The 26057-nt window shown below is 69.0% G+C and carries 21 protein-coding genes; 8 read left to right on the plus strand and 13 right to left on the minus strand.

What is annotated here, in order from left to right; all coding sequences use genetic code 11:
• Window positions 1-87: 87 nt before the first annotated feature.
• Window positions 88-2226 (plus strand): ATP-binding protein, encoded by a 2139-nt coding sequence (locus C5C07_RS02940; RefSeq protein WP_115804516.1) that lies wholly within the window; start codon window positions 88-90, stop codon window positions 2224-2226.
• 6 nt (window positions 2227-2232) lie between these two features.
• Here the strand turns inward: C5C07_RS02940 and C5C07_RS02945 are convergent, their stop codons facing one another.
• Window positions 2233-2493 carry a glutaredoxin family protein gene (locus tag C5C07_RS02945; RefSeq protein ID WP_115804517.1) on the minus strand — a complete coding sequence of 87 codons (261 nt, stop codon included), beginning with the start codon at window positions 2491-2493 and terminating at the stop codon, window positions 2233-2235.
• Window positions 2494-2882: 389 nt separating this feature from the next.
• Between C5C07_RS02945 and C5C07_RS02950 the strand changes: the two genes are divergently transcribed.
• Window positions 2883-3380 (plus strand): hypothetical protein, encoded by a 498-nt coding sequence (locus tag C5C07_RS02950; protein WP_004973284.1) that lies wholly within the window; start codon window positions 2883-2885, stop codon window positions 3378-3380.
• 159 nt (window positions 3381-3539) lie between these two features.
• The gene (locus C5C07_RS21560; protein WP_004973279.1) at window positions 3540-3695 is read left to right on the plus strand and encodes a hypothetical protein; all 156 of its coding nucleotides are present in this window, start codon (window positions 3540-3542) and stop codon (window positions 3693-3695) included.
• Between the two features lie 42 nt (window positions 3696-3737).
• Here the strand turns inward: C5C07_RS21560 and C5C07_RS02955 are convergent, their stop codons facing one another.
• The 5 genes from C5C07_RS02955 to mutS form a co-directional block, all read right to left on the minus strand.
• Window positions 3738-4382 (minus strand): DUF6663 family protein, encoded by a 645-nt coding sequence (locus tag C5C07_RS02955; RefSeq protein WP_050458634.1) that lies wholly within the window; start codon window positions 4380-4382, stop codon window positions 3738-3740.
• Window positions 4383-4443: 61 nt separating this feature from the next.
• Entirely contained in the window at window positions 4444-5400 is a 957-nt protein-coding gene (gene kdgK1 / locus C5C07_RS02960) for a bifunctional 2-dehydro-3-deoxygluconokinase/2-dehydro-3-deoxygalactonokinase (protein WP_004973274.1), read from the minus strand.
• A gap of 88 nt (window positions 5401-5488) precedes the next feature.
• Complete coding sequence (locus C5C07_RS02965; RefSeq protein ID WP_004973272.1) at window positions 5489-5791, minus strand: hypothetical protein; 303 nt, start codon at window positions 5789-5791, stop codon at window positions 5489-5491.
• 109 nt (window positions 5792-5900) lie between these two features.
• A complete protein-coding gene (gene mutL, locus C5C07_RS02970; protein ID WP_115804518.1) occupies window positions 5901-8147 on the minus strand; it encodes a DNA mismatch repair endonuclease MutL in 2247 nt (748 codons plus the stop codon).
• Entirely contained in the window at window positions 8144-10882 is a 2739-nt protein-coding gene (gene mutS / locus C5C07_RS02975) for a DNA mismatch repair protein MutS (RefSeq protein ID WP_115804519.1), read from the minus strand. The genes mutL and mutS overlap by 4 nt, the downstream gene beginning before the upstream one ends.
• 284 nt (window positions 10883-11166) lie before the next feature.
• On the opposite strand from mutS, the gene C5C07_RS02980 reads away from it, so the two are divergent.
• The 3 genes from C5C07_RS02980 (at window position 11167) to C5C07_RS02990 (ending at window position 16730) form a co-directional block, all read left to right on the plus strand.
• Window positions 11167-12345 carry an ABC transporter substrate-binding protein gene (locus tag C5C07_RS02980; RefSeq protein WP_394325149.1) on the plus strand — a complete coding sequence of 393 codons (1179 nt, stop codon included), beginning with the start codon at window positions 11167-11169 and terminating at the stop codon, window positions 12343-12345.
• Window positions 12342-14810, plus strand: coding sequence for a methyl-accepting chemotaxis protein (locus tag C5C07_RS02985; protein ID WP_004973268.1), 2469 nt, complete (start codon window positions 12342-12344; stop codon window positions 14808-14810). The genes C5C07_RS02980 and C5C07_RS02985 overlap by 4 nt, the downstream gene beginning before the upstream one ends.
• 261 nt (window positions 14811-15071) lie before the next feature.
• Window positions 15072-16730: a methyl-accepting chemotaxis protein gene (locus tag C5C07_RS02990; protein WP_115804520.1), complete on the plus strand. Its 1659-nt coding sequence runs from the start codon at window positions 15072-15074 to the stop codon at window positions 16728-16730.
• Between the two features lie 47 nt (window positions 16731-16777).
• Here C5C07_RS02990 and C5C07_RS02995 read toward each other — a convergent pair whose 3' ends face one another.
• A complete protein-coding gene (locus tag C5C07_RS02995) occupies window positions 16778-17590 on the minus strand; it encodes a molybdopterin-synthase adenylyltransferase MoeB (protein ID WP_004973264.1) in 813 nt (270 codons plus the stop codon).
• A gap of 140 nt (window positions 17591-17730) precedes the next feature.
• Here C5C07_RS02995 and C5C07_RS03000 point away from each other — a divergent pair, with 140 nt between their 5' ends.
• The gene (locus tag C5C07_RS03000; protein ID WP_115804521.1) at window positions 17731-18072 is read left to right on the plus strand and encodes a rhodanese-like domain-containing protein; all 342 of its coding nucleotides are present in this window, start codon (window positions 17731-17733) and stop codon (window positions 18070-18072) included.
• 55 nt (window positions 18073-18127) lie between these two features.
• Here C5C07_RS03000 and C5C07_RS03005 read toward each other — a convergent pair whose 3' ends face one another.
• From C5C07_RS03005 to C5C07_RS03025, 5 genes are all read right to left on the minus strand, one after another.
• Window positions 18128-18361: a hypothetical protein gene (locus C5C07_RS03005; protein WP_050458642.1), complete on the minus strand. Its 234-nt coding sequence runs from the start codon at window positions 18359-18361 to the stop codon at window positions 18128-18130.
• Window positions 18362-18480: 119 nt separating this feature from the next.
• Window positions 18481-19071 (minus strand): 50S ribosomal protein L15e, encoded by a 591-nt coding sequence (locus tag C5C07_RS03010; RefSeq protein WP_050458643.1) that lies wholly within the window; start codon window positions 19069-19071, stop codon window positions 18481-18483.
• A 228-nt stretch (window positions 19072-19299) separates the two neighbouring features.
• A complete protein-coding gene (locus tag C5C07_RS03015; protein WP_050458644.1) occupies window positions 19300-20376 on the minus strand; it encodes a sugar ABC transporter permease in 1077 nt (358 codons plus the stop codon).
• Complete coding sequence (locus C5C07_RS03020) at window positions 20373-21308, minus strand: carbohydrate ABC transporter permease (protein ID WP_004973245.1); 936 nt, start codon at window positions 21306-21308, stop codon at window positions 20373-20375. The genes C5C07_RS03015 and C5C07_RS03020 overlap by 4 nt, the downstream gene beginning before the upstream one ends.
• A 5-nt stretch (window positions 21309-21313) precedes the next feature.
• On the minus strand, window positions 21314-22606 hold the full coding sequence (locus C5C07_RS03025) for a substrate-binding domain-containing protein (protein WP_004973243.1): 1293 nt from the start codon (window positions 22604-22606) through the stop codon (window positions 21314-21316).
• Window positions 22607-22835: 229 nt separating this feature from the next.
• On the opposite strand from C5C07_RS03025, the gene C5C07_RS03030 reads away from it, so the two are divergent.
• A complete protein-coding gene (locus tag C5C07_RS03030; RefSeq protein ID WP_115804522.1) occupies window positions 22836-23975 on the plus strand; it encodes an ABC transporter ATP-binding protein in 1140 nt (379 codons plus the stop codon).
• Between the two features lie 63 nt (window positions 23976-24038).
• Here C5C07_RS03030 and C5C07_RS03035 read toward each other — a convergent pair whose 3' ends face one another.
• Entirely contained in the window at window positions 24039-26045 is a 2007-nt protein-coding gene (locus C5C07_RS03035) for a glucan 1,4-alpha-glucosidase (protein ID WP_115804523.1), read from the minus strand.
• Window positions 26046-26057 lie beyond the last annotated feature (12 nt).

Raw genomic sequence — 26057 nt, forward strand, 5'->3', positions numbered from 1 at the left:
GTACGGCTCGCCCCCGTCGCTGAACCCGTGGCCGTCGGTCGCTGCTGCTGACGAAACACCTATTGAACTCACGGCTCTCGAACGAGTATGTCCACCCCCGACGACACCACCGGGAACGGCGGTGACGACCCCATCTCCGTCCTCTACGTCGGCCGGGACCCGGAGTTCGTCGCCCTCGTCGCGACGGCGCTCGAACGCGAGTCCGACCGGCTCGACGTCCGGGGCGAGACCGCCGTCATCGACGGTATCTCCGTCGTCGAGGACGACGGCGTCGACTGCGTCGTCTCGGAGTACCACCTCCGGGACGGCGACGGCCTCGACCTCCTCACCGCCGTTCGCGCCCGCTCGTCCGACCTGCCGTTCATCCTCTACACCGCCCACGGCGACGAGGCGGTGGCGAGCCGCGCGATTTCGCTCGGCGTCAGCGACTACGTCCGGCGGACCGCCGGCGACGAGGACTTCCACCTCCTCGCGAGCCGCGTGTTCAACGCGGTGTCGCAGTACCGCGTCCAGGAGCGACTCACCGAGTCCGACGCGCACCTCGCGACCGTCTACGGCCGCGTCACCGACGGCATCTTCGCGTTAGACGACGACTGGGCCGTCAGCTACTGGAACGACGCGATGGCCGAGCGAACCGGCGTTCCGGCCGCGGAGGCACTCAACCGCGACTTCCGCGAGCTGTTCCCCGAGGTCGGCTCCGAGATTCACGGGGCGCTCGAAGCCGCGATGGCGTCGGGAGCCACGACGCGACTCGACACCCGAATCGACGCCTTCGACGTTCGCGTCTCGGCGCGAATCTACCCCGACGACAGCGGGGTAAGCGTCTTCATCCGAGAGGTCGCCTCCGATGCCACAGCCGCGGCGGACAGAGCCGGTACCGACGATGCGAGCCTCGACGCCGGGGAAGTCGCGGACCAGTGCGACTCCGGAGCCGGAGTGAACGCGGGGACGCGTCTCCCGGGGAGAGACGCCGCCGAGCGCGAGCGCCTCGAACGGGCGCTTCGCGACCTGCAGTCGGTCGCCCGCGAACTCCTCCGCGTCGAGACGAGCGAGGCGGTCGCGGCCGTCGCCGTCGAGGCCGTCCGCGACGTGGTCGGCTGGCCCATCTCGGGCGTGTGGTTCTACGACCCCGACGACGACGCGCTCGTCCCGGTCGCGCAGTCCGACGCCGCCCGGCAGGTGTTCGGCGAGTCGCCCACCCTCCACCGCGACGGCGAGGAGACGCTCATCTGGGAGGCGTTCGACGCCAACGAGGTGCGGGTGTACGAGCGAACCGTCGGCGGGTCGGAGGTGCAGCACCCCGACTCGTCCATCGAGTCTGAGGTCCACGTCCCGCTCGGCGAGTACGGCGTCCTCCTCACCGGCGACACCCGTCAGGGGGCGTTCACCGACGTCGACGTCGAACTCCTCCAACTGCTCGCGTCCACCGTCTCGTCGGCCGTCGAGCGGGCGAAGCGCGAACAGACGCTCCGCGACCGCGAGGCCGAACTCGCGGCGGCGAACGAGCGCCTCGACGAGTTCGTCTCCGTGGTCGCACACGACCTCCGAAACCCGCTTTCGGTCGCCAAGGGCTACCTCGAAATCGCGGCCGACACCGGCGACCCGGAGCACTTCGAAAAGATAGAGACGGCGCTCGAACGGATGAACGCCCTCATCAGCGACCTGCTCACGCTCGCCCGACAGGGCTCGCCGGTCACGGAGTTCGAGGCGGTCGACCTCCGGTCGAAGGTCACCCACGCGTGGAGCTTCGTCGCCACCGAGGACGCCCGTCTCGAACCGCTCGACCTCGGCGTGGTCCGCGCCGACACGGGCAGGCTCCTCCAACTGTTCGAGAACCTGTTTCGCAACGCTGTAGAACATGGTTCTACAGGCAGTCGGACTCCATCCGACGACGCTGTGGAACACGGTTCCACAGGCAATCAGACTACGTCTGGTGACGCTGCCGAGCACGGCGGCGCGGCCGCGACCGTGACCGTCGGCCGACTCGACGACGACGCGGGCTTCTACGTCGAAGACGACGGCGACGGCATCCCCGAGTCGCTCCGCGAGCGGGTGTTCGAACACGGGTACACGACCGACCGAACCGGGACGGGCTTCGGGTTGGCTATCGTCGAAAACATCGCCGAGGCCCACGGCTGGTCGGTCACGCTCACCGACGGCACCGACGGCGGCGCGCGCTTCGAGTTCCGCGGCGTCGAGTGGGTCGACATCGACGACGCCGAGTGACGGCGCTCACTCCTGGGCCGCGGTCAGTTTCTCCCTGAGCCGGTTGGCGTCGACGCGAAACTTGAACGCCGGTCGGCCGTCGACGTAGACGTACGGCACTCGCTCCCCGTACTTCTCGCTGAGTTCGTCGTCGGTATCGACGTTCACGAGTTCGATTTCGACCGGGACGTCCGTCTCGCCTGCGACCTCGCGGACGGTCGCCTCCGCCTCGTCGCAGAGGTGACACTCCGTACGCGTGTAGATGATGACGGGGACGGGGTCGCTCATCGACCGATGTCGTCGCCGCGGCCTGTTGAGTCTTCTCGTCGGGCTCGTCGGGCTCGTTCCGCCGGACGCCCCTTCGCTGGCGAACGGGCCGAGCGGTTCCTGACAGTCCGCAGGCGCGGGGCCGTTGGCGACGACCGCATCGTAACCCCCGGTGATGCGTGCGAGAAATTCGTGTCACCGGGCCACTACGTTTCGGGTCGCGTCGGGCGCAGAACGTGTCATTAATGTATCTTTTGGCCGATTGGCAGTCGAAATAGAGCCGCAATTCGGGCGTTAGAGTGAAATAAGGGCCTTGGTTTCTGCCGATACTCGTTATTCCGGACGGCGATTCCGGAGGCGAACTGTTAATATAGAAGAAGCGACCAGTCACAAATCGATCGAATCCTCGTATGGCGACAACATCCGAACCCGGACTCTCCGAGACGCGAATCCACGAGGTACTGAGTAACGACCGCCGTCGGATGGCCATCGAGTTCCTCCAAGACGGCGACCTGACCCTCCGCGAACTCTCGGAGCGCATCGCGGAAGCGGAGACCGGGGAGTCGCCGCCGCCGCGGAACATCCGCCAGAGCGCCTACGTCTCGCTGCAACAGACCCACATCCCCAAACTCGCCGAACTGGACATCGTGAACTACGACGACGAGTCGAAGGTCGTCTCGCTGGCCGAGGCGGGCGACGTGACGGTCTACATGGAGGTCGTCCCCGAGGGCGAACTCTCGTGGAGCGAGTACTACGCCGCGCTCGCCGCGCTCGGCATCGTCCTCATGATCGCCGCTGCTGTCGGCGTCCCGGTCATCTCCGGCGTCGGCGCGCCCGGTCTCGGCTCGCTCGTCTTCGCCGTTCTCGGCGGCTCCGCGGTCTACCAGCGCTGGACCCAAGAGAACTAACGCTTCGTCGTCCCCGCTTTTCTGTCGAGTCTGTCAGTTCAGTCGAACTCGTCGCCGGCCGCACCCCGCCCGCTCGCCGGCCGCTCGCCGCCCGGACACGACGGCGTCGGCGACGACTGGCGACGGTGGCATTTAGTCCTCTCCGCCACGACTCGGCGTATGCGCGACCCGTCCGACCCGAACGGACCGCCGACGGTCTGCGACGAGTGCGGCGCGAGACACTCGTTTCGGCGGCGGTTCGTCACCGGCGGCGGCTGGCGGGCCGTCTATCGGTGTTCTGAGTGCGGTTCCCGTGCGCCGAGCGACGCCGAGTGACCGAGTGCGCCTCGGGAGTGACCGGCGACGACCCGCGGCGCGTCAGCAGTAGGTGTCGCGCATCGTCCGCGCGAACAGTCCGTCTCGGTCGAGCGCGATGGCGACGAGGACGAACTCCTCGTCGAGGGGGCGCAAGACGAACACCTCGCGGGGCGCGTCGGGGACGTCGGCCTCGTCGTCGAGGCGGTCTAAAAGCGGGTCCACGGGGACGACGCCGTCGCCGAACTCGTCGAACAGGTCGCGCGCGCCGGGCTGTTTCGCGAAGACGTAGAGCACGGCGTTCGGGTCGCCGTCGGTGCCGTAGGTGACGCGCGAGCCGATGGCCTCGCCGTCGCCGGTCGCCTGCCACGTCTCGCGGGCGGCCTCGAACAGCCCCGTCGCGGCACCGACGAACCGAAAGCGGGTCCGGTCGCGGACCGACACGTCCGCAAACTGCGGGTCGCCGTCGTCCCACGTCAACGTCGCCTCGATTTCGTTTCCGGGTTCGAGCGCCGAGACGCGCTCTGCGAGGTCGCCGTCGTAGCCGGTCTGTGGCACGTAGGTCGGTGAGTAGGCGTCGTCGGCGTCGGTCTCGACGGCCGGGTCGGTCCAGTCGACGCGCTCCTCGGGGAGTTCGAGCAAGAGGAGTTCGTCTCCGTCGCGCGGACTGCGATAGACCCGGAACCGGCCGGTCGTCGTGACCTCCATGTCGGCGGCTACTGGACGGACGGAAATACGCCTGCCGGTCGCCGCCGGTCGCCGGGCGACCCTACCGCGAGATGCCGTCGCCCTCGTCGGCGACGACGCGCTCGACGTCCTCGGGGTTGACGACCGCGATGTCGCCGTCGACGGTCCGCTTGAGCGACGCCGTCGCCGACGCCCACTGCAGCGACTCGGCCACGCTCCCGCCGTCGAGGTGCTTGGCGAGGTAGCCGCCGACGAAGGCGTCGCCGGTCCCGATGGCGTCGCGGGTCTCCGCCTCGTAGACGCCCTGTTCGGACACCGCTCCGCCGGAGACGGCGAGCGACCCCTCCTCGCCGCGGGTGACGACGACGGTCTCGATACCGTAGTCCTCGGCGAGCCCGCGGGCGACCGACTCGGCGTCGCCGTCGCGCCCGAGGACGGTCGCCGCGTCGCGTTCGGCGGCGAACAGCAGGTCGACGGAGCCGAGCAGGGCTCGGTAGCCCTCGGCCGCCTCCTCGGGCGACCAGAGCTTCGTCCGGTAGTTCAGGTCGAAGGCGGTCGTCGTCCCGGCGTCCTGCGCCGCATCGAGCACGTCGGCCGTGGTCTCGCGGAGCGTCTCGGAGAGCGCGGGGGTGATGCCGCTCGTGTAGCACACCTCGGCGTCGCGGACGGCGTCGAGGTCGGTTTCGCCCGTCTCCAGCGTCGTCACGGCCGCGTCGGCGCGGTCGTAGACGACGTTCGTCGGGCGCGGCGACGCCCCGTGTTCGAGGTAGTAGACGCCCTGCCGGGCGTCGTCGGTCCAGACGACGCCGTCGGTGTCGACGCCGTGGCTCCGGAGTTCGCCGACGATTCGCCGGCCGAGCGGCGAGTCCGGGAGCTTCGAGAACCACGCTGCGTCCCCTCCGAGTCGGGTGGCGGCGACGGCGACGTTCGACTCCGCGCCGCCCGCCTGCACTTCGAGTTCGCGGGCGGTCTCGAGTCGCTCGCCACGCGGCGGCGACAGCCGAAGCATCGTCTCGCCGAAGGTCACGAGTGCTGTCATGGACGGCCGTTCGCGGGCGCGATATAAACCTCCGGCGTTGCCGTCGAATGACACGCATGCAGTCGATTCGCTCGCCCCCCGCGCCGGCTCACGCGGCGGTCAATCGCCGGACCAGGTAGATGAACGCGATTGGGATGCTCAGAAACGGAATCGCCACGAGGTAGTACACGGGCGAGGGAACCCAGTCGCTCTCGCGGGCGAGGTCCAGCCGGTCGGCGTGGAGCGCCAGCGGGCCGACGACCACGGCGGCTGCCGTCCCGTAGAGCCGAATCGCCTGCCCGGCCGCGTCGGCCCACGGCGGCACGCTCGGTCCGGTCGCCGCCGTGAAGAGATACGAGACGACGAGCGCCAGCGGCCCGAAGCAGATGCCCAGAAAGACCAGCGGGTTCATCGCCTCCACCGTCTCGGTGCCCCGACTTGAATCCTCGCCGATGCTATCGGTTCCGAGAATCGGAGGCCGGGTCGCGGATAGCGGCGGCAACGCGACCGACCCGCGCCGGCTACTCCTCGCGTCGTCGCCCGCCGTGGCCGGGGTAGTCGCGCTCGAAGCGCGAGGCGATTTCGTCGCGGTCGAACTCGATGATGACCGGGCGGCCGTGGGGGCAGGCGTAGGGGTTCTCGCAGTCGTCGAGCGCGGCGAGCAGGTCGAGCACGGAGCCCTCCCGGAGCGACGTGTTGCCCGTAATCGAGGGGTAACACGCGAGGTCCGACAGCAGTTCGTCGGCGACGGCGTCGACGGTCTTCCGGCCGCCGTCGGCCTCCTCGCGGACGAACGCCGTCAGCGCGTCGCGGAGCAGTCCGGGGTCGAGCGCGGCGTCGAACACCGCCGGGACGGTCCGCACGGAGACGGTCCGCTCGCCGGTCCGCCCGGCGTGGAAGCCCACCTGCGCCAGCGCCTCGCGGTACTCCTCGAACAGCGCCGCCTCGCGCGCCGTGAGTTCGAGTTCGACCGGTTCGGCCAGCGCCTGCGTCGGCGTGTCGCCTTCGACCTCGCCCTTCAGGCGCTCGTAGTTCACGCGCTCGTCGGCGGCGTGCTGGTCGACGAGGACCAACCCCTCGCCGGTCTCGGCGACGATGTAGGTGTCCGCGAGTTGGCCGATGATTCGCATCGACGGGAGCGAATCGAACTCGGGCGAGAGGTCCGCCTCCTCCCCGGAGAGGTCGCGCTGGGTCGTCGGCGCGGTAATGCGCGAGGGACGACGTGGCGGGGTTTCGCTGTCCGACTCGGTCTCCGATTCGGGGTCGTCGGACGGCCTCGGTGCCTGCGCCGCCTCCGGTTCAGTCTCGTCGTCGGTCGAAAGCGACGACTGCTCGGTCGTCTCCGGTCCCGGCGCGAGGTCGTACTCGCGGGGCGGCGTCGGCGGCGCGGACGCCGGCGTCGAGGGCGAAGTCGAACCGGACGAACCCCCCGAACCCTCGGGCGTCTCGGCGGACGCATCGGCGTCGCCGTCAGCCGGATTGTCGGTGCCGACTCCCGCCCCACGTTCAGTTGCAGTCGTGGTGTCTGGTCCGGCGTCGTCGGCCGCGACCGCGTCTGGGTCCGGATTCGACCGCGCGTCCGACTCGCGGGCCTCCCGCGCCGACTGCACGTCCCGCGCGGACGGGGGGTCCGCGTCGTCTGTTTCGCCGGCCGATTCCGCTTCCCGGACCTCGTGGGGGTCCATCGACGCCGCGTCGTCGTCGTCCGGCGAGCCGGGTTCGATGGCCGCCTCGTCGGCTTTCGACCGGCCCCGCGGGGCCGACGACCGGACGAGGCCGTGATTCAGCAGGGCGTCTTCGACCGCGTCGGTCACGTCGCGCTTGACGCCGGCCTCGTCGTCCCAGCGGACCTCCATCTTCCGCGGGTGGACGTTCACGTCCACGGCGTCGGCCGCGACCTCGACGAACAGCACCGCGAAGGGGTAGCGGTCGGCGTCGAGTTGGCCGCCGTAGGCGTCGAGGACGGCCTCGCGGAGCACGCGGTCGGTAACGTAGCGGTCGTTGACGAACGTCGAGAGATAGTCGCGGGTGCTTCGGGTCGTCTCGGGGTGGCTCACGAGCCCCGAGACGGAGACGCCGGGGGCGTCGCGGTCGACCGGAACCATCGACTCCGCGACCTCGCGGCCGTACACCGAGAGCACGGTCGACTGGAGGTCGCCGCGACCCTCGGTGGCGAACACCTCGCGGTCGTCGTGTTCGAGCGAGACGGCCACGTCGGGGTTGGCGAGGGCGTAGTGGGTGACGACCGCGTTGACGTGGTCGAACTCGGTCGCCGTCGTCTTGAGGAACTTCCGGCGCGCGGGCGTGTTGTAAAACAGGTCGTCGACCTCGACGACCGTCCCCTCGGGACAGCCGGCGGGCCGAATCGACTCGACCTCGCCGCCCTCGTAGTTCAGCTCCGTCCCCACGTCGCCGCCGCGGGGCTTCGACCGGATGGTCAGCCGCGAGACCGCGCCGATGGTGTGGAGCGCCTCGCCGCGGAAGCCGAGGGTGCCGACGCCGGCTTCGAGGTCCTCGATGTCGCCGATTTTGCTCGTCGTGTGCTCGCGGACGGCGAGTTCGAGGTCCTCCTCGCTCATGCCGACGCCGTCGTCGCGGATGCGGACGCCCTCCACGCCGCCGGCGTCGACGGCCACGGAGATGCGCGTCGCGTCCGCGTCGAGGCTGTTTTCGAACAGTTCCTTGACGACCGAGGCGGGTCGTTCGACCACCTCGCCGGCGGCGATGCGCTGGATGGTCTTCTCGTCGAGCTGTTTGATGTCGCTCATTCGCCGTCACCGCCGTCCAGTTTCGACTGCCAGGCCTGCACCTTCGCCATCAGGTCCAGCGGCGACGTGTCGTTCACGTCGGTCGCCCGGAGTTCGTCGAGGACGGCTTCGGCCTCCGGGTCCACCGCGGCCCCGGACTCGGTCTCTGTCTCGGCGTCGGCCGCCTCGGTGCTCGCCCCGGCGAGCGCCCCGGCCGACCCGTTGCCCGTCGCGCCGTTCGCGGGCGCGCCGGAGCCCGCCGAATCGCCGGCGGCGTCGCCGCCCTCCGCGACGTTCATCTGTCCGCTCCCCACGTCGAAGACGGCCTGTACGGGCTCCGAGGTTCCGGACCCCTTCGCCTCGATGGCCTTCTCCTCGCGGAGCCGGTCGAGCACGTCGGCGGCGCGGTCGACGACCGGGCGCGGAACCCCCGCCAAATCGGCGACGTGAATCCCGTAACTCCGGTCGGTCGGGCCGTCGACGACGGTCCTGAGGAAGGTCACGTCGCCGTCGCGCTCGTCGGCCGCGACGTGGACGTTGGCGACGCGGTCGAGGTGGTCCGCGAGGATCGTCAGCTCGTGGTAGTGCGTGGCGAAGAGCGTCTTGGCCCGTATCTCGTTATGCAGGTATTCGGTGGCCGCCCACGCGATGGAGATGCCGTCGTAGGTGGCGGTTCCGCGGCCCACCTCGTCGAGGATGACGAGCGAGTCCTCGGTGGCCGAGTGGAGGATGTTCGAGAGTTCCTGCATCTCGACCATGAACGTCGAGCGACCCTGCGCGAGTTCGTCCAGCGCGCCGACGCGGGTGTAGATGCCGTCGACGACGCCGACGGTCGCCGAGCGCGCGGGGACGAAACTACCGACCTGCGCGAGGAGCGTGATGAGCGCCGCCTGCCGCATGTACGTCGATTTGCCGGACATGTTCGGCCCGGTGACGATGAGGAAGCCGCGCTCGTCGTCCATGCGGAGGTCGTTCGGGACGAAGTCGGTCGTCGTCTCCACGACCGGGTGGCGACCGGCCTCGATGTCGAGCGCCCCGGCGTCCGTGAGTTCGGGGCGCGTCCAGCCGTTGCCGGCGGCGTGGGTCGCGAGCGACGCCAGCGCGTCCACCTCGGCGATGGTCCGGCCCACGTCCTGTAAGAGTTCGGCGCGCCGGGCCACGCGCTCGCGGAGGTCCTCGAACAGTTCGTATTCGAGGTCGCCGCGGGCCTCTTCGAGCCGGAGCACCTCGCGTTCTTTCTCCTCTAACTCCTCGGTGACGAAGCGCTTTGAGTTCTTGAGCGTCTTTATCTGCCGGTAGTGTTCGGGCACCTGGTCGGCGACCGACTTGCCGACCTGGATGTAGTAGCCGTCGGTCTTGTTGCGGTCGACGGTGACGTGCGAGAGGCCGTGGTCCCGCTTTTCGCGGTCGGCGAGCGTGTCGAGCCACGACTTCGCCGACTCGTGGCGCTCGATGAGGGCGTCGAGTTCGTCGTCGTAGCCCTTCTGGAACAGCCCGCCCTGCGTGACCGTCTTCGGCGGGTCCTCGGCGAGCGCGTCGGCGAGGTCGGCGCGGAGGTCGGCCGCGGCGTCCCGGTCCGGCCGCGAGACGACTTCCGCGAGCGGGGAGTCCGCGAGTTCGGTCCCCTCGATGGCGTCGGCGAGCGCGGGAAGCACGGAGAGGGTGTCCCGGACCGACAGCAGGTCGGACGCGCCGGCGCTCCCGGACGCCGACCGGGAGGCGAGCCGTTCGAGGTCGTACGCCCCGTCGAGCACCTCGCGAACGCGCTCGCGGGCGAGGGCGGCCGCGGCGAGCGACTGCACGGCGTCGAGTCGGCGGGCGAGTTCGTCGCGGTCGCGCCGCGGTCGGGTCAACCACTCCCGGAGGAGGCGGCCGCCGGGGGAGGTGACGGTATGGTCTATCGTGTCGAACAGCGACCCCGAGCGGTCGCCGTGCATCGTCTCGATGAGTTCGAGGTTGCGCTGGGTGGTCGCGTCGAGTTCGAGCAGGTCCGAGGGGTGGTAGACCTGCAGGCGGGTCATCGACCGGAGGACGCCCGCGCCCGTCTCCTCGACGTAGGCGAGGACGCCGCCGGCGGCGCGGGTCGCGAGGTCGGAGTCGAGGCCGACGCTGTCGACCGTGGACGCGCCGAACTGCTCGCGGACGGCGTGGCGGGCGCGACCCGGCGCGAACGCCTCGGTGGAGAAAAGCGAGAAGGAGGCGTCCGTGGCCTCGCGCAGCCGAGAGAGGGTCTCGTCGTCGCCGCGCAGTTCCGGGCCGGGGAGGACTTCGACGGGGGCGAAGCGGTAGAGTTCGGCCGCGGCGTCGTCGACGGTCGCGGCCTCGGTGACGAGGAACTGGCCGGTGGTGATGTCGGCGAACGCGAGGCCGACCCCGTCGCCGTCGGTCACGACGGCCGCGAGGAACTGCGCGTCGGCGCGCGACGTTTCGAGGAGCGTCCCCGGCGTGACGACGCGCTTGATTTCGCGGCGGAGGTCGCCGGACTCGGTCTCGTACTGGTCGGCGACGGCGACCCGGTAGCCGCGCTCGACGAGCGCCTTGAGGTAGGGCGTCAGGTCGTTCAGCGGCACGCCCGCCATCGGATACGACGACCCGTGCGAGGACTTCTGGGAGACCTTGAGGTCGAGTTCGCGGCCGACGGTCTCGGCGTCGTCGGCGAAGAACTCGTAGAAGTCGCCGCACTGCATGGCGAGCAGGTCGGCGTCGGTCTCCTCTTTCAGCGAGAGGAACTGTCCGACGATTCCCTGAGTAGTCATGTCCGCACGTGGGCGGGCCGGCGGATAAAACGCTACGATGCCCCAGTCGTGAGGGAGTGCGAGCGCCCCGAGACTGACCCCTCGGCGCGACGACTCGCTCGGCTGTTGCGTGGTAGCACATCCATATCTCGTGTTCGATGTTGGACAATCGTCCCAAAAATACAGCGTATGATAATCGGCGGCCCAAAATTATATACGGGAGTTGTCTCGGGAAATCTGTGACAGCAAGGTACGACAGACGAACGTTTCTCCGCACCGCCGCCGGCGCGGTGGGGCTCGGCTCGCTGTCCGGGTGCGTGGGGACGTTCGGAACGGAGTCCGGGGAGCCCGTTCGATTCGGGGCGATGTTGCCCGTCAGCGGGTCGCTGGAGCAGGTGGGAGTGCACGGCAAACGCGCCGCCGAGCAGGCGGTCGAAGACATCAACCGCGCGGGCGGCGTGCTCGGGCGGCCGGTCGAACTGACCACCGTGGACACGGAGGGGTCCGCGTCGGTCGCGACGGACGGCTACGCCTCGCTGGCCGACGCGGGCGTCGTCGGCTTCGTCGGCGGCCTCGTCAGCGACGTGTCGCTCGCGCTCGCCCCCGAGGCGGCCGACGACGCCGTCATGGAGATGAGTCCGGCGAGCACGAACCCGCGGCTCTCGGAGGCCGGGCGCGCCGACGGTCGGAAGTTCTTCGGCCGCACCGTCCCGAGCGACAGCCTGCAGGCGACCGCGATGGCGAAGATTCTCGACGCGCCGCAGTACGCCGACGCCGACCGGGTCGCCGTGCTCACCGTCGACGGGGCCTTCGGCTCCGACCTCGGCACCGCACTCGGCGACCAACTCGACGCGGAGGTCGTCACCGAGGTCAGCTACGACCCGGCCGCGGACGACTTCGGCGGCGTCGTCGACGAGGTGTTCGCCGACTCGCCCGACGCGGTCGGCTTCGTCAGCGTCCCCGGACAGGAGGGGGGCGTCCTCGACGCCTACGGCGCGTCCGACTACGAGGCCCCGTGGGTCTTCTCGGCCGGCCTGTTCGACGGCGAGATTCCGCCCTACTACGAGGGCTTCTACAGCGCCTCGCTGTCGTCGGTTCGGACTGACGGTTACTTCCACCTCTCCCAGCGGCTCTCCGACATCGCGCCGCTGCAACCCTACGCGGCGAACGCCTACGACGCCCTGTTCCTCATGGCGACCGCGGCGGAGTACGCGGGCGAGGCGTCGGGTCCGGCCATCGCAGACGCCCTGCAGACCGTCTCGGGCGGAACCGGACACACCGTCTCTGTCGGCGAGTTCGACCGGGTTCGAACGCTCGTCGACGCCGGCCGCGAACTGAACTACCAGGGCGCGTCGAGCGGGGTCGACCTCACCGAGGCGCTCGAACCGCTGAGTTCGTACCTCGTCGAGCGGGTCCACAACGGCTCGGTCGAGCAGGTCGAACTCCTCCAGCGCCAGTTCTTCGAGTCCGGAGGTGACCAATGAACCCGTTTTCGCGGCTGACGAGCCTCCTCGAACGGGCGCTTCCGAACGTGATTCGCCGCCGCTACGCGGCGAAGTTCGGGGTCGTGCTCCTCCTCATCGCGCTCGTCATGGGCGGCGCGGGCGCGTACATCCACTTCGACACCAAATCCGTCGTCGAGTCGCAGACCGAGTCGCAGATTCGCGGCGCGGCGGCGACGGAGGCCAAGTCGGTCGCCGACTGGGTGACCTCGAAGGAGTCCACCGTCTCGTTCCTCGCCGAGTCGCTCGCGGACCAACCGGCCGGGACTCCGCCCGCCGACCACCAGCGGTGGCTCGAAGGGAAGCTCATCCAACTCTCCGGCGACGTCCGCTCGCTCCACTACGTCGACGCCGACACCGGCGCGGTCGTCGCGAGCACGACCGACAGCGCGACCGGGCAGTCGCTCGACTCGCTGTCCGCGCCGTGGGCCGACGACGCCGCGTCGCTGGCGTCGGGCCAGTCCGTGACCGTCACCGAGCCGTACGAGTCCGGCGGCGAGCCGGTCGTCGCGTTCGCCGCGCCCGTCTCCGGAGCCAACGGCGCAATCGTCCTGACGGCGTCGCTCGCAGCGGGCTCCCACCAGTTCGAATCGCCCTACGCGACCGGCGACACCAAGGTCGTCTCCGAGTCGGGAACCATCCTCTTCGACAACCGGAAGGCGTCCATCCTCGACCAGTACGCGGCCGCCGACGGCTCGTCCATCGAGGCCATCGACGCGGCGCTGTCCGGACAGACCGGCTACGAGGTCGTCTCCGCCCGCACGGGCATGGCGTCCGGCGAGTACGCGATGGCGTACGCGCCCATCACCGGCACCGATTGGGTGCTCACCTACCACGTCCCGGCCGACCGGGCGTTCGCGCTCCAGTCGCAGGTGACGACGAACGTGATGCTCCTCGTCGCGTTCGGCGTCGGCGCGCTGTTCCTCGTCGGCGCGACCATGGGCCGCGGCACCGCGCGGTCCCTCTCGGTCGTCGCCCGCAACGCCGACGACATCGCCAACGGCGAGGTCGACGGCGACCTCCCGAACACCGCCCGCATCGACGAGATGGGCCGGCTGTACGACTCCTTCGAGTCGATGCAGTCGTACCTGACGACCGTCGCCGGGCAGGCCGAGGCGCTCGCGGACAAGCGCTTCGACGACCCCGTCCTCGACGAGGACATCCCGGGGTCGTTCGGCGAGTCGATGGGCCAGACGCACACGGAACTCGAAGCCCTCATCACCGAACTCGAAGCGACGGCCGCCGAGTTCAGTGAGACGATGGCGGACGCCGCCGACGGCGACCTCACGCGCCGGATGTCGGAGGACGCCGACAACGACGCGATGAACGAGATGGCGCGGTCGTTCAACGACATGGCCGACGAACTCGAAGCGACCGTCGCGGAGGTCGTCGAGTTCGCCGAGACCGTCGCCGCGGCCAGCCAGGAGGTCACCGCGAGCTCCCAGGAGATAGAGCGCGCGAGCCGACAGGTCAGCGAGTCCACGCAGGTCATGGCCGAGGGCGCGCACGAACAGCGCGAGAACCTCCGGCAGACGACGAGCGAGACGAGCAACCTCTCTGCGACCATCGAGGAGGTCGCCTCCTCGGCGAGCGAGCTCGAACGGACCGCCCAGCACACCCTCGAAGCGAGCGAGGACGGCCACGAGGCGGCCGCCAACGCCATCGACACCATCGAGACCGTCGAGACGCAGACCCGCCGGACGGTCGACCGCATCGAGGACCTCGAAGGCGACATGGCCGAAATCGGCGACATCGTCGAACTCATCACCGACATCGCGGAGCAGACGAACATCCTCGCGCTCAACGCGAACATCGAGGCCGCCCGCGCCGGCGAGGCCGGCGAGGGCTTCTCGGTCGTCGCAAACGAGGTCAAGGAACTCGCCGGCGAGACCAAGGCCTCCGCCGAGGAAATCGAGGCGACTATCGAGGAGGTCCAAGCGAAGTCCGCGGCGTCCGTCTCCGAGATGCGCGAGACGCGCGACGCCGTCGACTCCGGCGTCGACGCGGTCCAGACCGCCCGCGACTCGCTCGACACCATCGTCGAGAACGTCCGCGAGACGACCGACGGCGTCGACGAAATCAGCCGGACCACGGACGAACAGGCCGCCTCGACCGAGGAGGTCGCGTCGATGATGGACCGCGTCTCCGATATCAGCGACGAGACCGCCGAGCGCGCCGAGTCGGTCGCGGCCGCGGCCGAAGAACAGACCGCCTCGCTCAGCGAGGTCTCCGACGGCGCGGACCGTCTCGCTACCCAGTCCGAGCGGCTGATGTCGCTCGTCTCCGAGTTCACCGTCGACCACGACGCCGCCGACCGCGACGGCGCGTTCGCCGACGCAGACGCCGCGTCGACCGCCGAACTCGACGCCCCGGCGACCGACGGCGGTCTCGACGCGGACGGCCGTTCCGACCGCACCGACGACGGCCGTTCCGACAGACTCGACTGACGCCGCACCCGTCGCAGGGCACCCTGCGACCCTCCGAACGACTCGTCCCCCATTCGGCCCTCCGGTCCTTCACCCGGCCCTCTCCGGTCCCTCACTCGGCCTTCCCCGGTCCCCATTCGGCTCTCCCGCCCGACGACCGCGTTTCTCGACCGTTCGTTCTCCGTCTCCGTTCGCCAGAAAATATCACTTTTATACCACACAATATCAAATATGATATCTCGGAGCGTAGCGTTATACCGGCAATCCGCGTGAGGTGGACGTATGGACCTGCTTTCGCGACTCGCGGCGCTGGTCCCGGGGGTCGGGGCTCGGACGCGGACCGACGGTGGCGCACAGGCTGACGAACGAGGGACGGTCGCGCTGGCGGCGGAGCGACTGGACACCGGTAGCCTGCTCGACGGCGTGGGAATGCCGGTGTTCGTCCTCGACGCCGACGGCCGGGTCATCACGTGGAACGGCCCGATTACGAAACTCACGGGCGTTCCCGCGGCGGAGGCGCTCGGGTCGGAACACGTGAGCGAACTGTTCTACCCTGACGGCCGGCGGGCGAAGACGCTCGCCGACAAGGTGCTCGACGACCCGCGGACCGCCGACGAGGTCCACGGGCTCGACGTGGTCGACGAGGGGAGCCGGCTCTACCGCGACACCAGTACCATGACCGACCGACACGGCGCGGACCGGCACATCGCTTTCACCGCCCAACCGCTGTTCGAGGGCGACGAACTGGTCGGCGTCGTCGAGGCGGTCCACGACCGGACCGACGCCGTGGAGAAACAGCGGGCGTCGGAGGCGCTCGTCGACGAGGTCTCGACCACCATCGGGAGCCTCACGGCCGGCGACCTCTCGGCCCGCGCGTCGTTCACGGACGACCGCGGCGTCCTCAACGACGAGACGCTGGCGGTCGTCTCGGACCTCAACGAGATGGCGACCCGGTTCGACCGCCTCGCCAGCGAGGTCGACGCCACGACGGCCGACCTCGGCGGCGCGATTCAGCGGGCCGCGACCGCCGCGACCGACATCGAGTCGCAGGTCACGGAGCAGGCGGACCTCCTCTCGACGGGCGCAGAGGAGATGCAGGACCTCTCGGCCAGCATGGAGGAGATAGCGGCCACCTCCGACGAGGTCGCCTCGGCGGCGAATCAGGCCCGCGCGGCCGCCGAAAACGGGCAGGAGGCCGGCCAGAGCATCCGGTCCGCGACCGACCAGGTCATCGACATCTCCGACGAACTGCTCGACAGCGTGACCGAACTCCAACAGCGCATGGTCGTCATCGAGGAGGTCGTCGAGGTCATCGCGGAGGTCGCAGACCGGACGAACCTGCTCGCGCTCAACGCGAACATCGAGGCCGCCCGCGCCGGCGAGGCCGGCGAGGGCTTCTCGGTCGTCGCCGACGAGGTCAAACAGCTCGCGAACCAGACCCACGAGCACACCGAGGAAATCGCCGACAGCATCGCCGAGATTCAGGAACAGGCCGACGAGACGGTACTGGCCTCCGAGCAGTCCCACGAGCAGATTCAGGTCGCCTCCGGCGAAATCGAGGACGTGCTCGCCTCGCTCTCGGAAATCGCCGACGCCGCCGACTCCGCGGCCAACGGCGTCACCGAGGTCGCCCGCGCGACCGACTCGCAGGCGACCAACATCGAGGAGGTCACGACCACGATTCAGGTGGCCCAGGAACACGCGACCGCGGCCGAGGCGTCGACGACCGACATCACCGACGCGACGGCCGACCAGACGGTCGCGCTCGACGCGCTCGCCGACCGGGTGGACGCCCTCGTCGGCGGCGACGCGGCGGCGGTCGAGGAACTGGACGCGATGGACTTCGACGAGGTGGTCGACGGCGCGGACGCCGACTCGGTTCGCACGGCGACCGACGGCGGCTCTGCGGACGAGTTCGGCGGGTTCCAGTTCGACCGGTAGCGCGACCGACTCGGGGCGTTCGACGACGCCGCGTTGGAGTTCTCTTCTCAGTCGAGACTGATTGCGCAGCTCTCGACGTAGTCGATGTCCTCGATGGAGTCGACGCCGCCCTCGCCGCAGACGGGGCAGTCCGGGTTCTTCCGGTACGGGACCGTCTCGAACGTCATATCCATGGCGTCGTAAAACAGGAGCCGGCCGTCGAGCACCTCGCCCTCGTCGAGGAGGAGCTTCATCGCTTCCGTCGCCTGAATACAGCCGACCGTCCCGGGGAGGACGCCGAGGACGCCGGTCGTCGCGCAGTCGGGGACGGTCCCCGGTTCGGGCGCTTCGGCGAACAGACACCGGTAGCACGGTCCCTCGGGGACGAGCGTCGTCGCCTGCCCCTCGAACTTGTATATCGCGCCGTGGACCAGCGGGATTCCCTCGAAGCGACAGACGTCGTTGAGGAGGTAGCGCGTCGGGAAGTTGTCCGAGGCGTCGACCACCACGTCCGCGCCCGCGAGAATCTCGTGGACGTTCGACTTGTCCACGCGGGCTTCGACCGGCTCGACCGACACGTCGGGGTTGAGCCCGCGGACGAACGCGGCGGCGCTCTCGGCTTTGGCCACGCCCACGTCGTCGTCGCGGTGGATGACCTGCCGCTGGAGGTTGCTCCGCTCGACCACGTCGTCGTCGACGACGACGAGTTCGCCGACGCCGACCGCCGCGAGGTACTCGATGGCCGGCGCGCCCAACCCGCCCGCGCCGACGACGACGACCCGCGCCGAGAGCAGTCGCTCTTGGCCCTCCGGGCCGACCTCGTCCATGATGATGTGCCGCGAGTAGCGGTCCAACTGGGTGGCGTCGAGTGAGAGCGTCATATCCCGAGGTTGGCGTCGCCCCCGAATAAAGCCGCGGCACGGGCGGACCGGTTCCCGTGGCCCGGGTCGCGGACCGCTGTCTCCGACGACGACATCGCCGGAAGCGACGCGCCTTTGACGCTCCGCCCGTCACGTCGGGTATGGTCGCCGAGACGACGCCCGACGAACTACGCGAGAGACTGGCCGACGACGAAGACATCGCCGTCGTCGACATTCGAGACCCCTCGTCGTACGCGTCCGGACACATCCCCGATTCGGAGAACCTCCCGGCGGCGACGCTCGGCCCCGAGGTGTTCGACCGCGAGTGGCCCGCCGAGGTCGTCGTCTCGTGTTACGTCGGCAAGAGTTCGAAGCAGGTCGCCTCGGTGCTGGACAGCAACGTCGACGCCGACGTGTCCAGCCTCCGCGGCGGCTTCGACGCGTGGGAGGTCGAAGACGGGTCCGAGGGCGAGGCGGACCTCGGACCCACGTCGCCGTTCTGAGTCGCCGACGGGGTTTCACGACTGCTCTTCTCGACTCGCAGAGCGACGCCCGAACCTACGCCCCGGGAACCGCGACGGGCGACCCCCGCCGCCGGTTCCGGTTTCGGAGGTAGAAGACGAAGACGGCGAGGCCGCCGAGCACCGGCAGGAGGACGAACGCGACGAAGAACCCGACCGCCCACATGTCCGCCGTGTCCATCGCGCGGCGCTTCGCGTCCCGGTATATCCACGCCGCCCCGAGGACCGCGGCGGCGAGGAGCAGCGGTCCGCTGATTTCGATACTGACCATGCAGTCGTGTCAGTAGTCCGGAGCGGCCGGAATAAGCGTACGGGCCGTCGATTCCGACGGCGACGAAGTCGCGGCTCGGCGGTCGATAAAGAGAGGAGATTGGCGCGGTGCGCGGGGCGTTACTTGCCGCGGCCGTTGCCGGCGCGGATGGACGGACGGATGTGCTCCGTGCCCTTGCCGCGGTTCTGGAGACCGCGGTTCTTCTTGCCCGCGTTGGTGAGACCGCGGAAGGCGCGGCCCTCGTGGGTGTCGTCGCAGATCCAGTTGAGGTCGTCGTCGTTCTGGATGGCCGGGTGCTCGGGGTCGACGAGGATGACTTCCTGCCACTTCTGGGAGCCGTCCTGTCCGACGCCGTAGGAGTTCAGCACGCGCAGGTTGGGGTGCTTGCGAGAGGCGCGCTCCTCCGCGATGCGCGGGATGGACTTGCGGCGGCCGATGCGGTTGACGCCCTGGCGCTTCGTGCGGCGGCCGGCCTTGTGGCGCTGTTTGCGCGCGCCGCCCTTGCGGACGGAGACGCGGACCACGACGATGCCCTGCTTGGCCTTGTAGCCGAGCTCACGGGCCTTGTCGAGGCGGGTGGGGCGCTCGATGCGCTCGATAGCGCCCTGGTTGCGCCACTCCTGTTTTCGCTGCCACTGGAGTTCGGCCAGCTTGCCTTCCTTCGGGGTCTTCCACGCTTCCTTGATGTGGGAATAGAAGCTTCGTGCCATTGTATATCACCGCGGGCGCTTGCGATTCAGTCCGTCGGGGAACTCCCCTGAGACCACATTTCGTCCCGTTCGTGACGGGTGCCCTCTGGCGTGCCCGCATTGCCAGCGAGTTGGCGGAACTACCAACAGGGGAGGGTTAAGGACTTCGGATTCGAGCGACGCGCGTGCCACCGACTGGCGCGGTGAAACGGTCGAAAAAGACGGTATCGAGGGTGCCGCCGACGCGGCTCAGCCTTCCATCCCGCCGAACGACAGGCCACCTTCGATGTAGCGCTGTGCGAACAGGTAGATGAGCATGATGGGCGCGGCGAACGTCAGCGCGAACGCCGAGAACCGGGCCCACGGGATGGAGTACCGGCCGACGAGCGAGTACAGCCCGACGGGGAGGGTGTAGTTGTCCGTCGAAAGCAGCGTCTGGGCGACGACGAACTCGGTCCACCCGGTGAGGAAGGTGAAGATGAACACCGTCGCCAGCCCCGCCTTCGACAGGGGGAGGATGATTTCGGTGACGATCTTCCACGACGGCGCGCCGTCCATCATCGCGGCCTCCTCGTAGGAGACGGGAATCCCGTCCATGTACGTCTTCAGGAGCCACGTGTTGAACGGGACCGCGGTGGCGGCGTAGTACGCCGACAGCGCGAGCTTGCTGTCGTTGAAGCCGAACTGGACGAACAGGGCGTACAGCGCGATGAGGAGCGCGACGCCGAGGCCGCCGCCGATTTGCGTGAACAGCACGTAGCCGTACAGCACCTTCGAGCGCCCGATGAACTGCCGGCGCGACAGCGCATAGGCGCTGGGGACGATGAGACACATCGCCAGTATCACCGTCGGAATCGCCACGGTGAGGCTGTTCGCGAAGAACCGCTTGAACTCGGAAGTCTCCGTGACCCCGTACTGCGACACGTCGAGGAACGTCAGTTCGGGCGTCTGCAGGAACACCTCGTAGCCGCCGAGGCCGAGGCTGATGCGGTAGCTCGGGACGATGAGGTCGCCGATGACCCACAGGAACGGCTCGATGGTCGGGTCGGCCGGCCACAGGCGAATCCCGCTCGACGAGTACAGCGACGCGCCGGTGCCCGAGAAGGCCCCGACGGCGACCCAGTACAGCGGGAACAACAGGAGCGCGACGACGACCGCGGCACCGAGGGTTATGCCGGCGGTCTTCAGCACCGTTGCGGGGCTGACGCGCCCCTCGCGGATGCCTTCGAGGGTGTACTTGGCGTCCTTGACCGACTCGACGGGGGCCATCGCGGCGGTCCGCGCGTCGTCGGCGAGCTCGGCCGCGATGTCGGAGATGGCGCTCATGCGTCGTCCACCCCCTCGGCGAGCTGTCCCTTCTTGACGTTCAGCATCATGAAGACGCCGATGACGGCCACGGCGACCAGCATGATGGCCGCGCCCTCACCGTACTTCTGGAAGCGGAACGCCTCGCGGTAGCCGTAGACGATGAGCAGTTCGTTCGTCCGCGACGGCCCGCCCTGATTGAACACGTACGGGATGAGGAACTGCTGGAACGACGCCGCGGCCGTGAGAATCGAGGCGAACAGCACGGGGCGCTTGATAGAGGGAAGCGTCACGTGCAGGAAGCGGGCGAAGAATCCCGCGCCGTCTATCATCGCCGCCTCGTGGAGCTCCTCGGAGACGTCCTGCAGGGCGCTCACGGTGATGATGACCATGAACGGGTACGCCAGCCACGCCTCGGTGACGTTGTAGGCGAGAAAGGCCATCCAGCGCTCGGAGAGCCAGGCGATGGAGTCGAGGCCGGCCATCCGGAGGAACTGGTTGGCGAGGCCGAACTCGGCGGAGCTGAAGATGCCGCGCCAGATGGTGATGGTGAAGATTCCCGGCAGGCCCAGCGGGATGATGATGAGCGCCCGCATGAACCGCTTGCCGCGGACGCGGTTGCCCGTCACCACGAGCCCGATGCCGAGGCCGACGAGCACCTTGAGCGCGACCGACGTGGCGACGAACAGCCACGTCACGCCCATCGAGTTCCAGAACTGGCCGTCCGAGAGGACCGTCGCGTAGTTGGCGAGGCCGACCCATTGCTCTTTGCCCTGGAACAGCGTGGCCGGCTCCGCGTTGGTGAACGAGAGATACACCAGGTACAGGACGGGAAAGAGCATGAACGCGAGGAAGACGAACAGCCCCGGCAGTACCAACAGCAAGGGCAGGTCGTCCTTGCTCACGACCGGGCTGTCCGCGACGCGCTCGACGGCGCTGTCGACGACGCTCATCGTCCTTACTCCCAGTTAGACCGGATGTTTTCTTCGGCCTTCGTGAACGCGGGTTCGAGCTCCGCGTCGCCGTTTTTCACGCTGTTGAAGGCGTCTTCGAGCGGCCCCCACACGTCGCCCATGTTCGGGTGCGTCGGGATGGGCGTGCCGAGCGAGACGGACTCCGAGAAGCCCTTGACGGCCTCGGGGAGGTCGCTGCTCGAAGCGAGTTCCTTGTGGACCGGGATGTAGCCGAACTCCTCGGCGTTCGCCGAGAGCACGTCGGTGTTCGTGGTGTACCACTCGGCGAACGCGCGGGACGCGGCCGCCGTCGCCTCGTCGCCCTCCAGCGTCGACGTGAAGTAGAGCTGCTTGACCGTCGTGTACGGCTTGGGCTCGGCGTCGCCCTCGGGCGAGGGGAGCCGGGCGATGCCGGCGTCGATGTCGTTGGAGCGAACGTCGCCGAGGAACCACGGCCCGTTGATGGCGAAGGGCGCGTTGCCTTCGAGGAAGACGGCCGCCTGCGGGTCGTAGCCCGTGTCCTTGGGCTGGTACGGGACGAAGTTGTCGAGGATGAACTGGAACCCGTCGAGGGTCGCCTCGTTCGACAGGCCGAGTTCGACGTTCGACTCGTCGAAGTAGTAGCCGCCGAAGGCGTGAGCCCACGCGCTCATGAAGTAGGCGTTCAGCGGGTAGCTGAGGCCGTACATCCCGTTTTCGGGGTCGTGGTACTCCTCCATGATGGCCGTCATGTCGGCGATGGTCTCGGGCGCTTCGTCCACCATCTCCTTGTTGTAGATGAGGCCGACGGTCTCGGCCGCGTAGGGGAGCGCGACGGTCGCGCCGTCGAACTGGACCGCCTCCTGCGCGGGGCGGGTGTAGACCGAGAGGTCCACGTCCAGCTGGTCGCTCTGGTCCGAGAGGAAGCCGTTCTGGTAGTACTCGCCGGTCCAGTCGTGGGCCCAGTCGAACATGCCCGCGCCCTGTCCGGCCGGGATGGCGGAGGTGGTCTTCTTCCGGAGGTCGGCGATTTCGGCGGGCTTGGCCGTGTGGTCCGTCTCCGAGGTGAACGTCTCGGCGTTGGCTTCGAGCGCCTTCTTCTCGGCTTCCGCGCGCTGATGCCAGAGCGTGAACGTCCCGCTCGGGCCCGCGGACTCGGTCTCCGCTCCCGCGGTGGTCTCTTCGCCACCGTCGTCGCCCTCCGCACCGCTCTGTTCGGGCGTCTGCGTCGAATCGGTCTCCGACACGCCCACGCACCCTGCGAGTGCGCCGACGGCCGTCGTGCCTGCCAGTTGCTTCAGGATTGTGCGGCGGTTCATTGGCATAACGAATCTATGATGAACTATGTGTTCATATATTTAATAGTTCGGAATGACGGCCGCATTCGCGGAGAAAATTGCCACTCCGATGGTCGGGTTCGATTCGCGATATGTGGTGTAGAGGCTTTCAGTAAGCCGAAAACAAGCGATAAAATATAATACGAACTATTGCATCACAAATTCAGAAAATAGGAAAACGGTTATGGACGATGGGGCTAGACAGGGAGTAATGGCACGTCTCACGCTCGAAGCGCTTCGCAAGGAGTACGACCGGGGTCGCGTCGTCGCCGTCGAGGACCTCTCGCTCGACGTCGAGGACGGCGAGTTCATCACCGTCGTCGGCCCCTCGGGTTGCGGGAAGTCGACGACGCTCCGCATGGTCGCGGGGCTGGAATCGCCCTCCGGCGGCACGATTCGAATCGGCGGCGAGGACGTCACGGACCAGCACGCTCGCAAGCGCGACGTGGCGATGGTGTTCCAGAACTACGCGCTGTACCCGCACAAGACCGTCATGCAGAACATGGCGTTCGGCCTGCGGATGAGCACCGACCTCTCGAAGGACGAGCGCCGCGAGCGCGTCCGCGAGACGGCGGCGATGATGGGCATCGAGAACCTCCTCGACGACAAGCCCGACGAGCTGTCCGGCGGGCAGAAACAGCGGGTCGCGCTCGGCCGCGCCATCGTCCGCGAACCCGACGTGTTCCTCTTCGACGAGCCGCTTTCGAACCTCGACGCGAAGCTCCGCACCACGATGCGGACCGAGATTCAGCGCCTCCAGAACGAGCTCGGAATCACCTCGCTGTACGTCACCCACGACCAGGAGGAGGCGATGACGATGGGCGACAAAATCGTCATCCTCAACGACGGGAAACTCCAGCAGGTCGGCCGCCCGAAGGACGTGTACGAGAACCCCGCCAACGAGTTCGTCGGCGGCTTCGTCGGCTCGCCCTCGATGAACTTCCTCGACGTGTCGGTCGAACGCGAGGGCGACCGTCTCGTCCTCGTCGGCGACGGGGCGTTCTCCTACCGCCTGTCCGAATCGTTCTCGGCGACGCTCCGCGAGGCCACCGACGCGACCGACCTCCGAGTCGGCGTCCGCCCGGAGGACGTGGTGACGGCCTCGTCCGGCGAGAACGTCGTCGACTCGACCGTCGGCGTCGTCGAGCCCATCGGCTCGGACAACTACCTCCACCTCGACATCGGCCCCGACTTCATCGCCCGCGTCGACTCGGACATCGAACCCGAGACGGGCGAGACGGTCGGCGTCACCTTCGACGAGTCGGACCTCCACGTCTTCCACCCGCGGACCGGCGAGTCGCTCCTCTACCGCGAGTCCAAGCGGCGCGCGGCCCCGACGCAGCAGTCGTGAAGAAGTAGTTCGCTGTTTTCTCGCGGCGGTCCCTCGCTGTTCGACAGCCGCGTCGCCGCCGACTTACTCCCCGTCGAAGGCGTCGTCGGCGTCGAGCGTCGCCAGCGTCGCCAGCCGGAGCGCGTGCGGCCAGCCGAGCGGCGTCGCGCTGTCGGGCGTGCCGTCGTCGAAGAACTGCTCCGCGAGGTAGCCCTCGTCGGTGCACAGCGGGCCGTCGGGGAGGACGAGGTCAAGGAGCGCCCGGCCCTCGTCGGCGAACTCCCCGGCCCGGTCGTCGTCGTGGGCGGCCAGCAGGGCGGCGAGTTCGACGCCGGCGTTCGCGCCCCACGCGGTCGAGACGGTCCAAATCTTCTCGGAGGACTGCTCGCGCATCCGCCAGTCGTCGCCCTCGAAGCGGACGAGTCCCTTCACGTCGCTGTCGTCGGGGTCGTGCCAGAGGCCGTCGAAGACGGACTCGACGTGGCGGACGAGCCGGTCCAGCCGGTCGTCGTCGACGCCGTCGAGTCGGTCGTAGGTCCGGTGGGCCGACGCGAGCGCGAGCGCGGCGGAGTCGTAGCGGTCGTCGAGTTCGCCGTCGGCGACGCGGAGGGCGTAACAGCCGCGGCCCTCGCTCCAGAGGTGGTCGATGCCCTCGTACACCTCGCGGGCGCGCTCTGCGGCCCGGTCGGTCAGCGCCGAGTCGAGGTCAGACAGCGCGAGTTCGGCGTAGGCCTCGAGGAACGTCGCCGCGGTGTGGCTGAACCGGCCGGTCATGTTCTCCCACGCGTTCTGGCAGTCGACGGGGAGGCCGTCGTCGCCGAGGGTGTCGTCGAGGCTGTCGAGCGCGCTCGCCAGCGTCTCCTCGATGTCGGCGCGGAGGTCGTCGTCGGCACAGCGGTCGTGGTAGGCCGCGAGGAAGGCGATGACGCTCCCGGTCTGGTCGGCCTGATAGTCCGCGTCGTCGCCGGATTCGAGGCGCGCGTTCGCCCAGCCGGGCGCGAGCGAGCCGTCGAAGGGCCAGACGCGGTGGGGCCACGAGCCGTCCTCGCGCTGGGTTCGGCAGTAGGCGCGGGCGCTCCGCTCGTGCCACGCGTCGAGGCCGAGGTCGAGCCGCTCGTCGGACTCGAAGAGGAACGTCGAGATTTCGGCGTCGTCGCGGAACCACGTGTAGCCGTAGCCGCCGGAGTAGGCGTAGTAGGGGTCGAAGTCGGGACCGGCGATGCGGAGGCCGAGCGCCCCGGACAGAAGCGAGAGCACGCGGATGTCAGCGCGCATCGCGGCCGATTCGCGGTGGTCGGGAACCGCGCCTTCGACCTGTCCCGCGGTGCGCTCGCGGAGGTCGTCGAGGTCGCGGGCGACGAGGTCGCGGACGCGGTCCAGCGCGTCCTCCCGGCTCGTCTCGGTGTCGTCGGTGAGCAGGTGGCCGACGGCGGCCGCGCCCGCCTCGAACGGGACGGTCCCGACGACCGCGCCGCTCAGTTGGCCCTCCTCGTAGCAGTCGTCGGTGCGGGGGCGCGGCAGTTCGACCTCGCCCTCCGAGAGCAGTTCGTCGAAGCCCTCGGGCACGCGACCCTCGACGTGTTCGAACGCCGGCGACGACGCGAGGAAGTCGTGTTCCTCGGCGTGGTAGGCCTCGACGGCGTCGCCGTGGGTCAGTTGCCCGACGAGCGTGTCGCGGCCGTCCGGCTGGAAGTGGACGAAGGCGACGAGTTCCACGTCGGCGTCGGTCTCGAACCGGCTGACGTGGCCGTCGCCGACCGCGAGGTCGTACTGCGTCACGCCGCCGTGGGGCGTCTCGTGTTCGGTGACGACGAGCGCGCCGTCGCCCGCGTACGACTGGCTCGCGCCCTCGTCGAACCAGTGGACGCCGGATTCGTCGCCGACGGGGCGGACGCCGAACCGGGAGCGCTCGACCCCCCAGAGCCCGGACAGCGGGTAGCCGAAGTCGCGGAGCGAGCCGTCGGTCTCGACGTGGACTAACCGGCTTCCGAGGCCCGAAAACAGGCCGCTCGTCGTCCGTCGCTCGCCCGGGAACCGAGTCGGGTGGTCTGCGTGCCGCTTGTAGTCGGCCAGCGCGTCGCGTAGTTGCATTGCTGAGTCGTG

Source organism: Haloferax sp. Atlit-4N (assembly GCF_003383025.1).
GTDB classification, from domain to species: domain Archaea; phylum Halobacteriota; class Halobacteria; order Halobacteriales; family Haloferacaceae; genus Haloferax; species Haloferax gibbonsii.

What these genes read in the sequence shown, in the direction of transcription:
- C5C07_RS02940 (WP_115804516.1), top strand. Translation starts at nt 88, where the DNA reads ATGTCCACCCCCGACGACACCACCGGGAACGGCGGTGACGACCCCATC.
- C5C07_RS02945 (WP_115804517.1), bottom strand. Translation starts at nt 2,493, where the DNA reads ATGAGCGACCCCGTCCCCGTCATCATCTACACGCGTACGGAGTGTCAC.
- C5C07_RS02950 (WP_004973284.1), top strand. Translation starts at nt 2,883, where the DNA reads ATGGCGACAACATCCGAACCCGGACTCTCCGAGACGCGAATCCACGAG.
- C5C07_RS21560 (WP_004973279.1), top strand. Translation starts at nt 3,540, where the DNA reads ATGCGCGACCCGTCCGACCCGAACGGACCGCCGACGGTCTGCGACGAG.
- C5C07_RS02955 (WP_050458634.1), bottom strand. Translation starts at nt 4,382, where the DNA reads ATGGAGGTCACGACGACCGGCCGGTTCCGGGTCTATCGCAGTCCGCGC.
- kdgK1 (WP_004973274.1), bottom strand. Translation starts at nt 5,400, where the DNA reads ATGACAGCACTCGTGACCTTCGGCGAGACGATGCTTCGGCTGTCGCCG.
- C5C07_RS02965 (WP_004973272.1), bottom strand. Translation starts at nt 5,791, where the DNA reads ATGAACCCGCTGGTCTTTCTGGGCATCTGCTTCGGGCCGCTGGCGCTC.
- mutL (WP_115804518.1), bottom strand. Translation starts at nt 8,147, where the DNA reads ATGAGCGACATCAAACAGCTCGACGAGAAGACCATCCAGCGCATCGCC.
- mutS (WP_115804519.1), bottom strand. Translation starts at nt 10,882, where the DNA reads ATGACTACTCAGGGAATCGTCGGACAGTTCCTCTCGCTGAAAGAGGAG.
- C5C07_RS02985 (WP_004973268.1), top strand. Translation starts at nt 12,342, where the DNA reads ATGAACCCGTTTTCGCGGCTGACGAGCCTCCTCGAACGGGCGCTTCCG.
- C5C07_RS02990 (WP_115804520.1), top strand. Translation starts at nt 15,072, where the DNA reads ATGGACCTGCTTTCGCGACTCGCGGCGCTGGTCCCGGGGGTCGGGGCT.
- C5C07_RS02995 (WP_004973264.1), bottom strand. Translation starts at nt 17,590, where the DNA reads ATGACGCTCTCACTCGACGCCACCCAGTTGGACCGCTACTCGCGGCAC.
- C5C07_RS03000 (WP_115804521.1), top strand. Translation starts at nt 17,731, where the DNA reads ATGGTCGCCGAGACGACGCCCGACGAACTACGCGAGAGACTGGCCGAC.
- C5C07_RS03005 (WP_050458642.1), bottom strand. Translation starts at nt 18,361, where the DNA reads ATGGTCAGTATCGAAATCAGCGGACCGCTGCTCCTCGCCGCCGCGGTC.
- C5C07_RS03010 (WP_050458643.1), bottom strand. Translation starts at nt 19,071, where the DNA reads ATGGCACGAAGCTTCTATTCCCACATCAAGGAAGCGTGGAAGACCCCG.
- C5C07_RS03015 (WP_050458644.1), bottom strand. Translation starts at nt 20,376, where the DNA reads ATGAGCGCCATCTCCGACATCGCGGCCGAGCTCGCCGACGACGCGCGG.
- C5C07_RS03020 (WP_004973245.1), bottom strand. Translation starts at nt 21,308, where the DNA reads ATGAGCGTCGTCGACAGCGCCGTCGAGCGCGTCGCGGACAGCCCGGTC.
- C5C07_RS03025 (WP_004973243.1), bottom strand. Translation starts at nt 22,606, where the DNA reads ATGAACCGCCGCACAATCCTGAAGCAACTGGCAGGCACGACGGCCGTC.
- C5C07_RS03030 (WP_115804522.1), top strand. Translation starts at nt 22,836, where the DNA reads ATGGCACGTCTCACGCTCGAAGCGCTTCGCAAGGAGTACGACCGGGGT.
- C5C07_RS03035 (WP_115804523.1), bottom strand. Translation starts at nt 26,045, where the DNA reads ATGCAACTACGCGACGCGCTGGCCGACTACAAGCGGCACGCAGACCAC.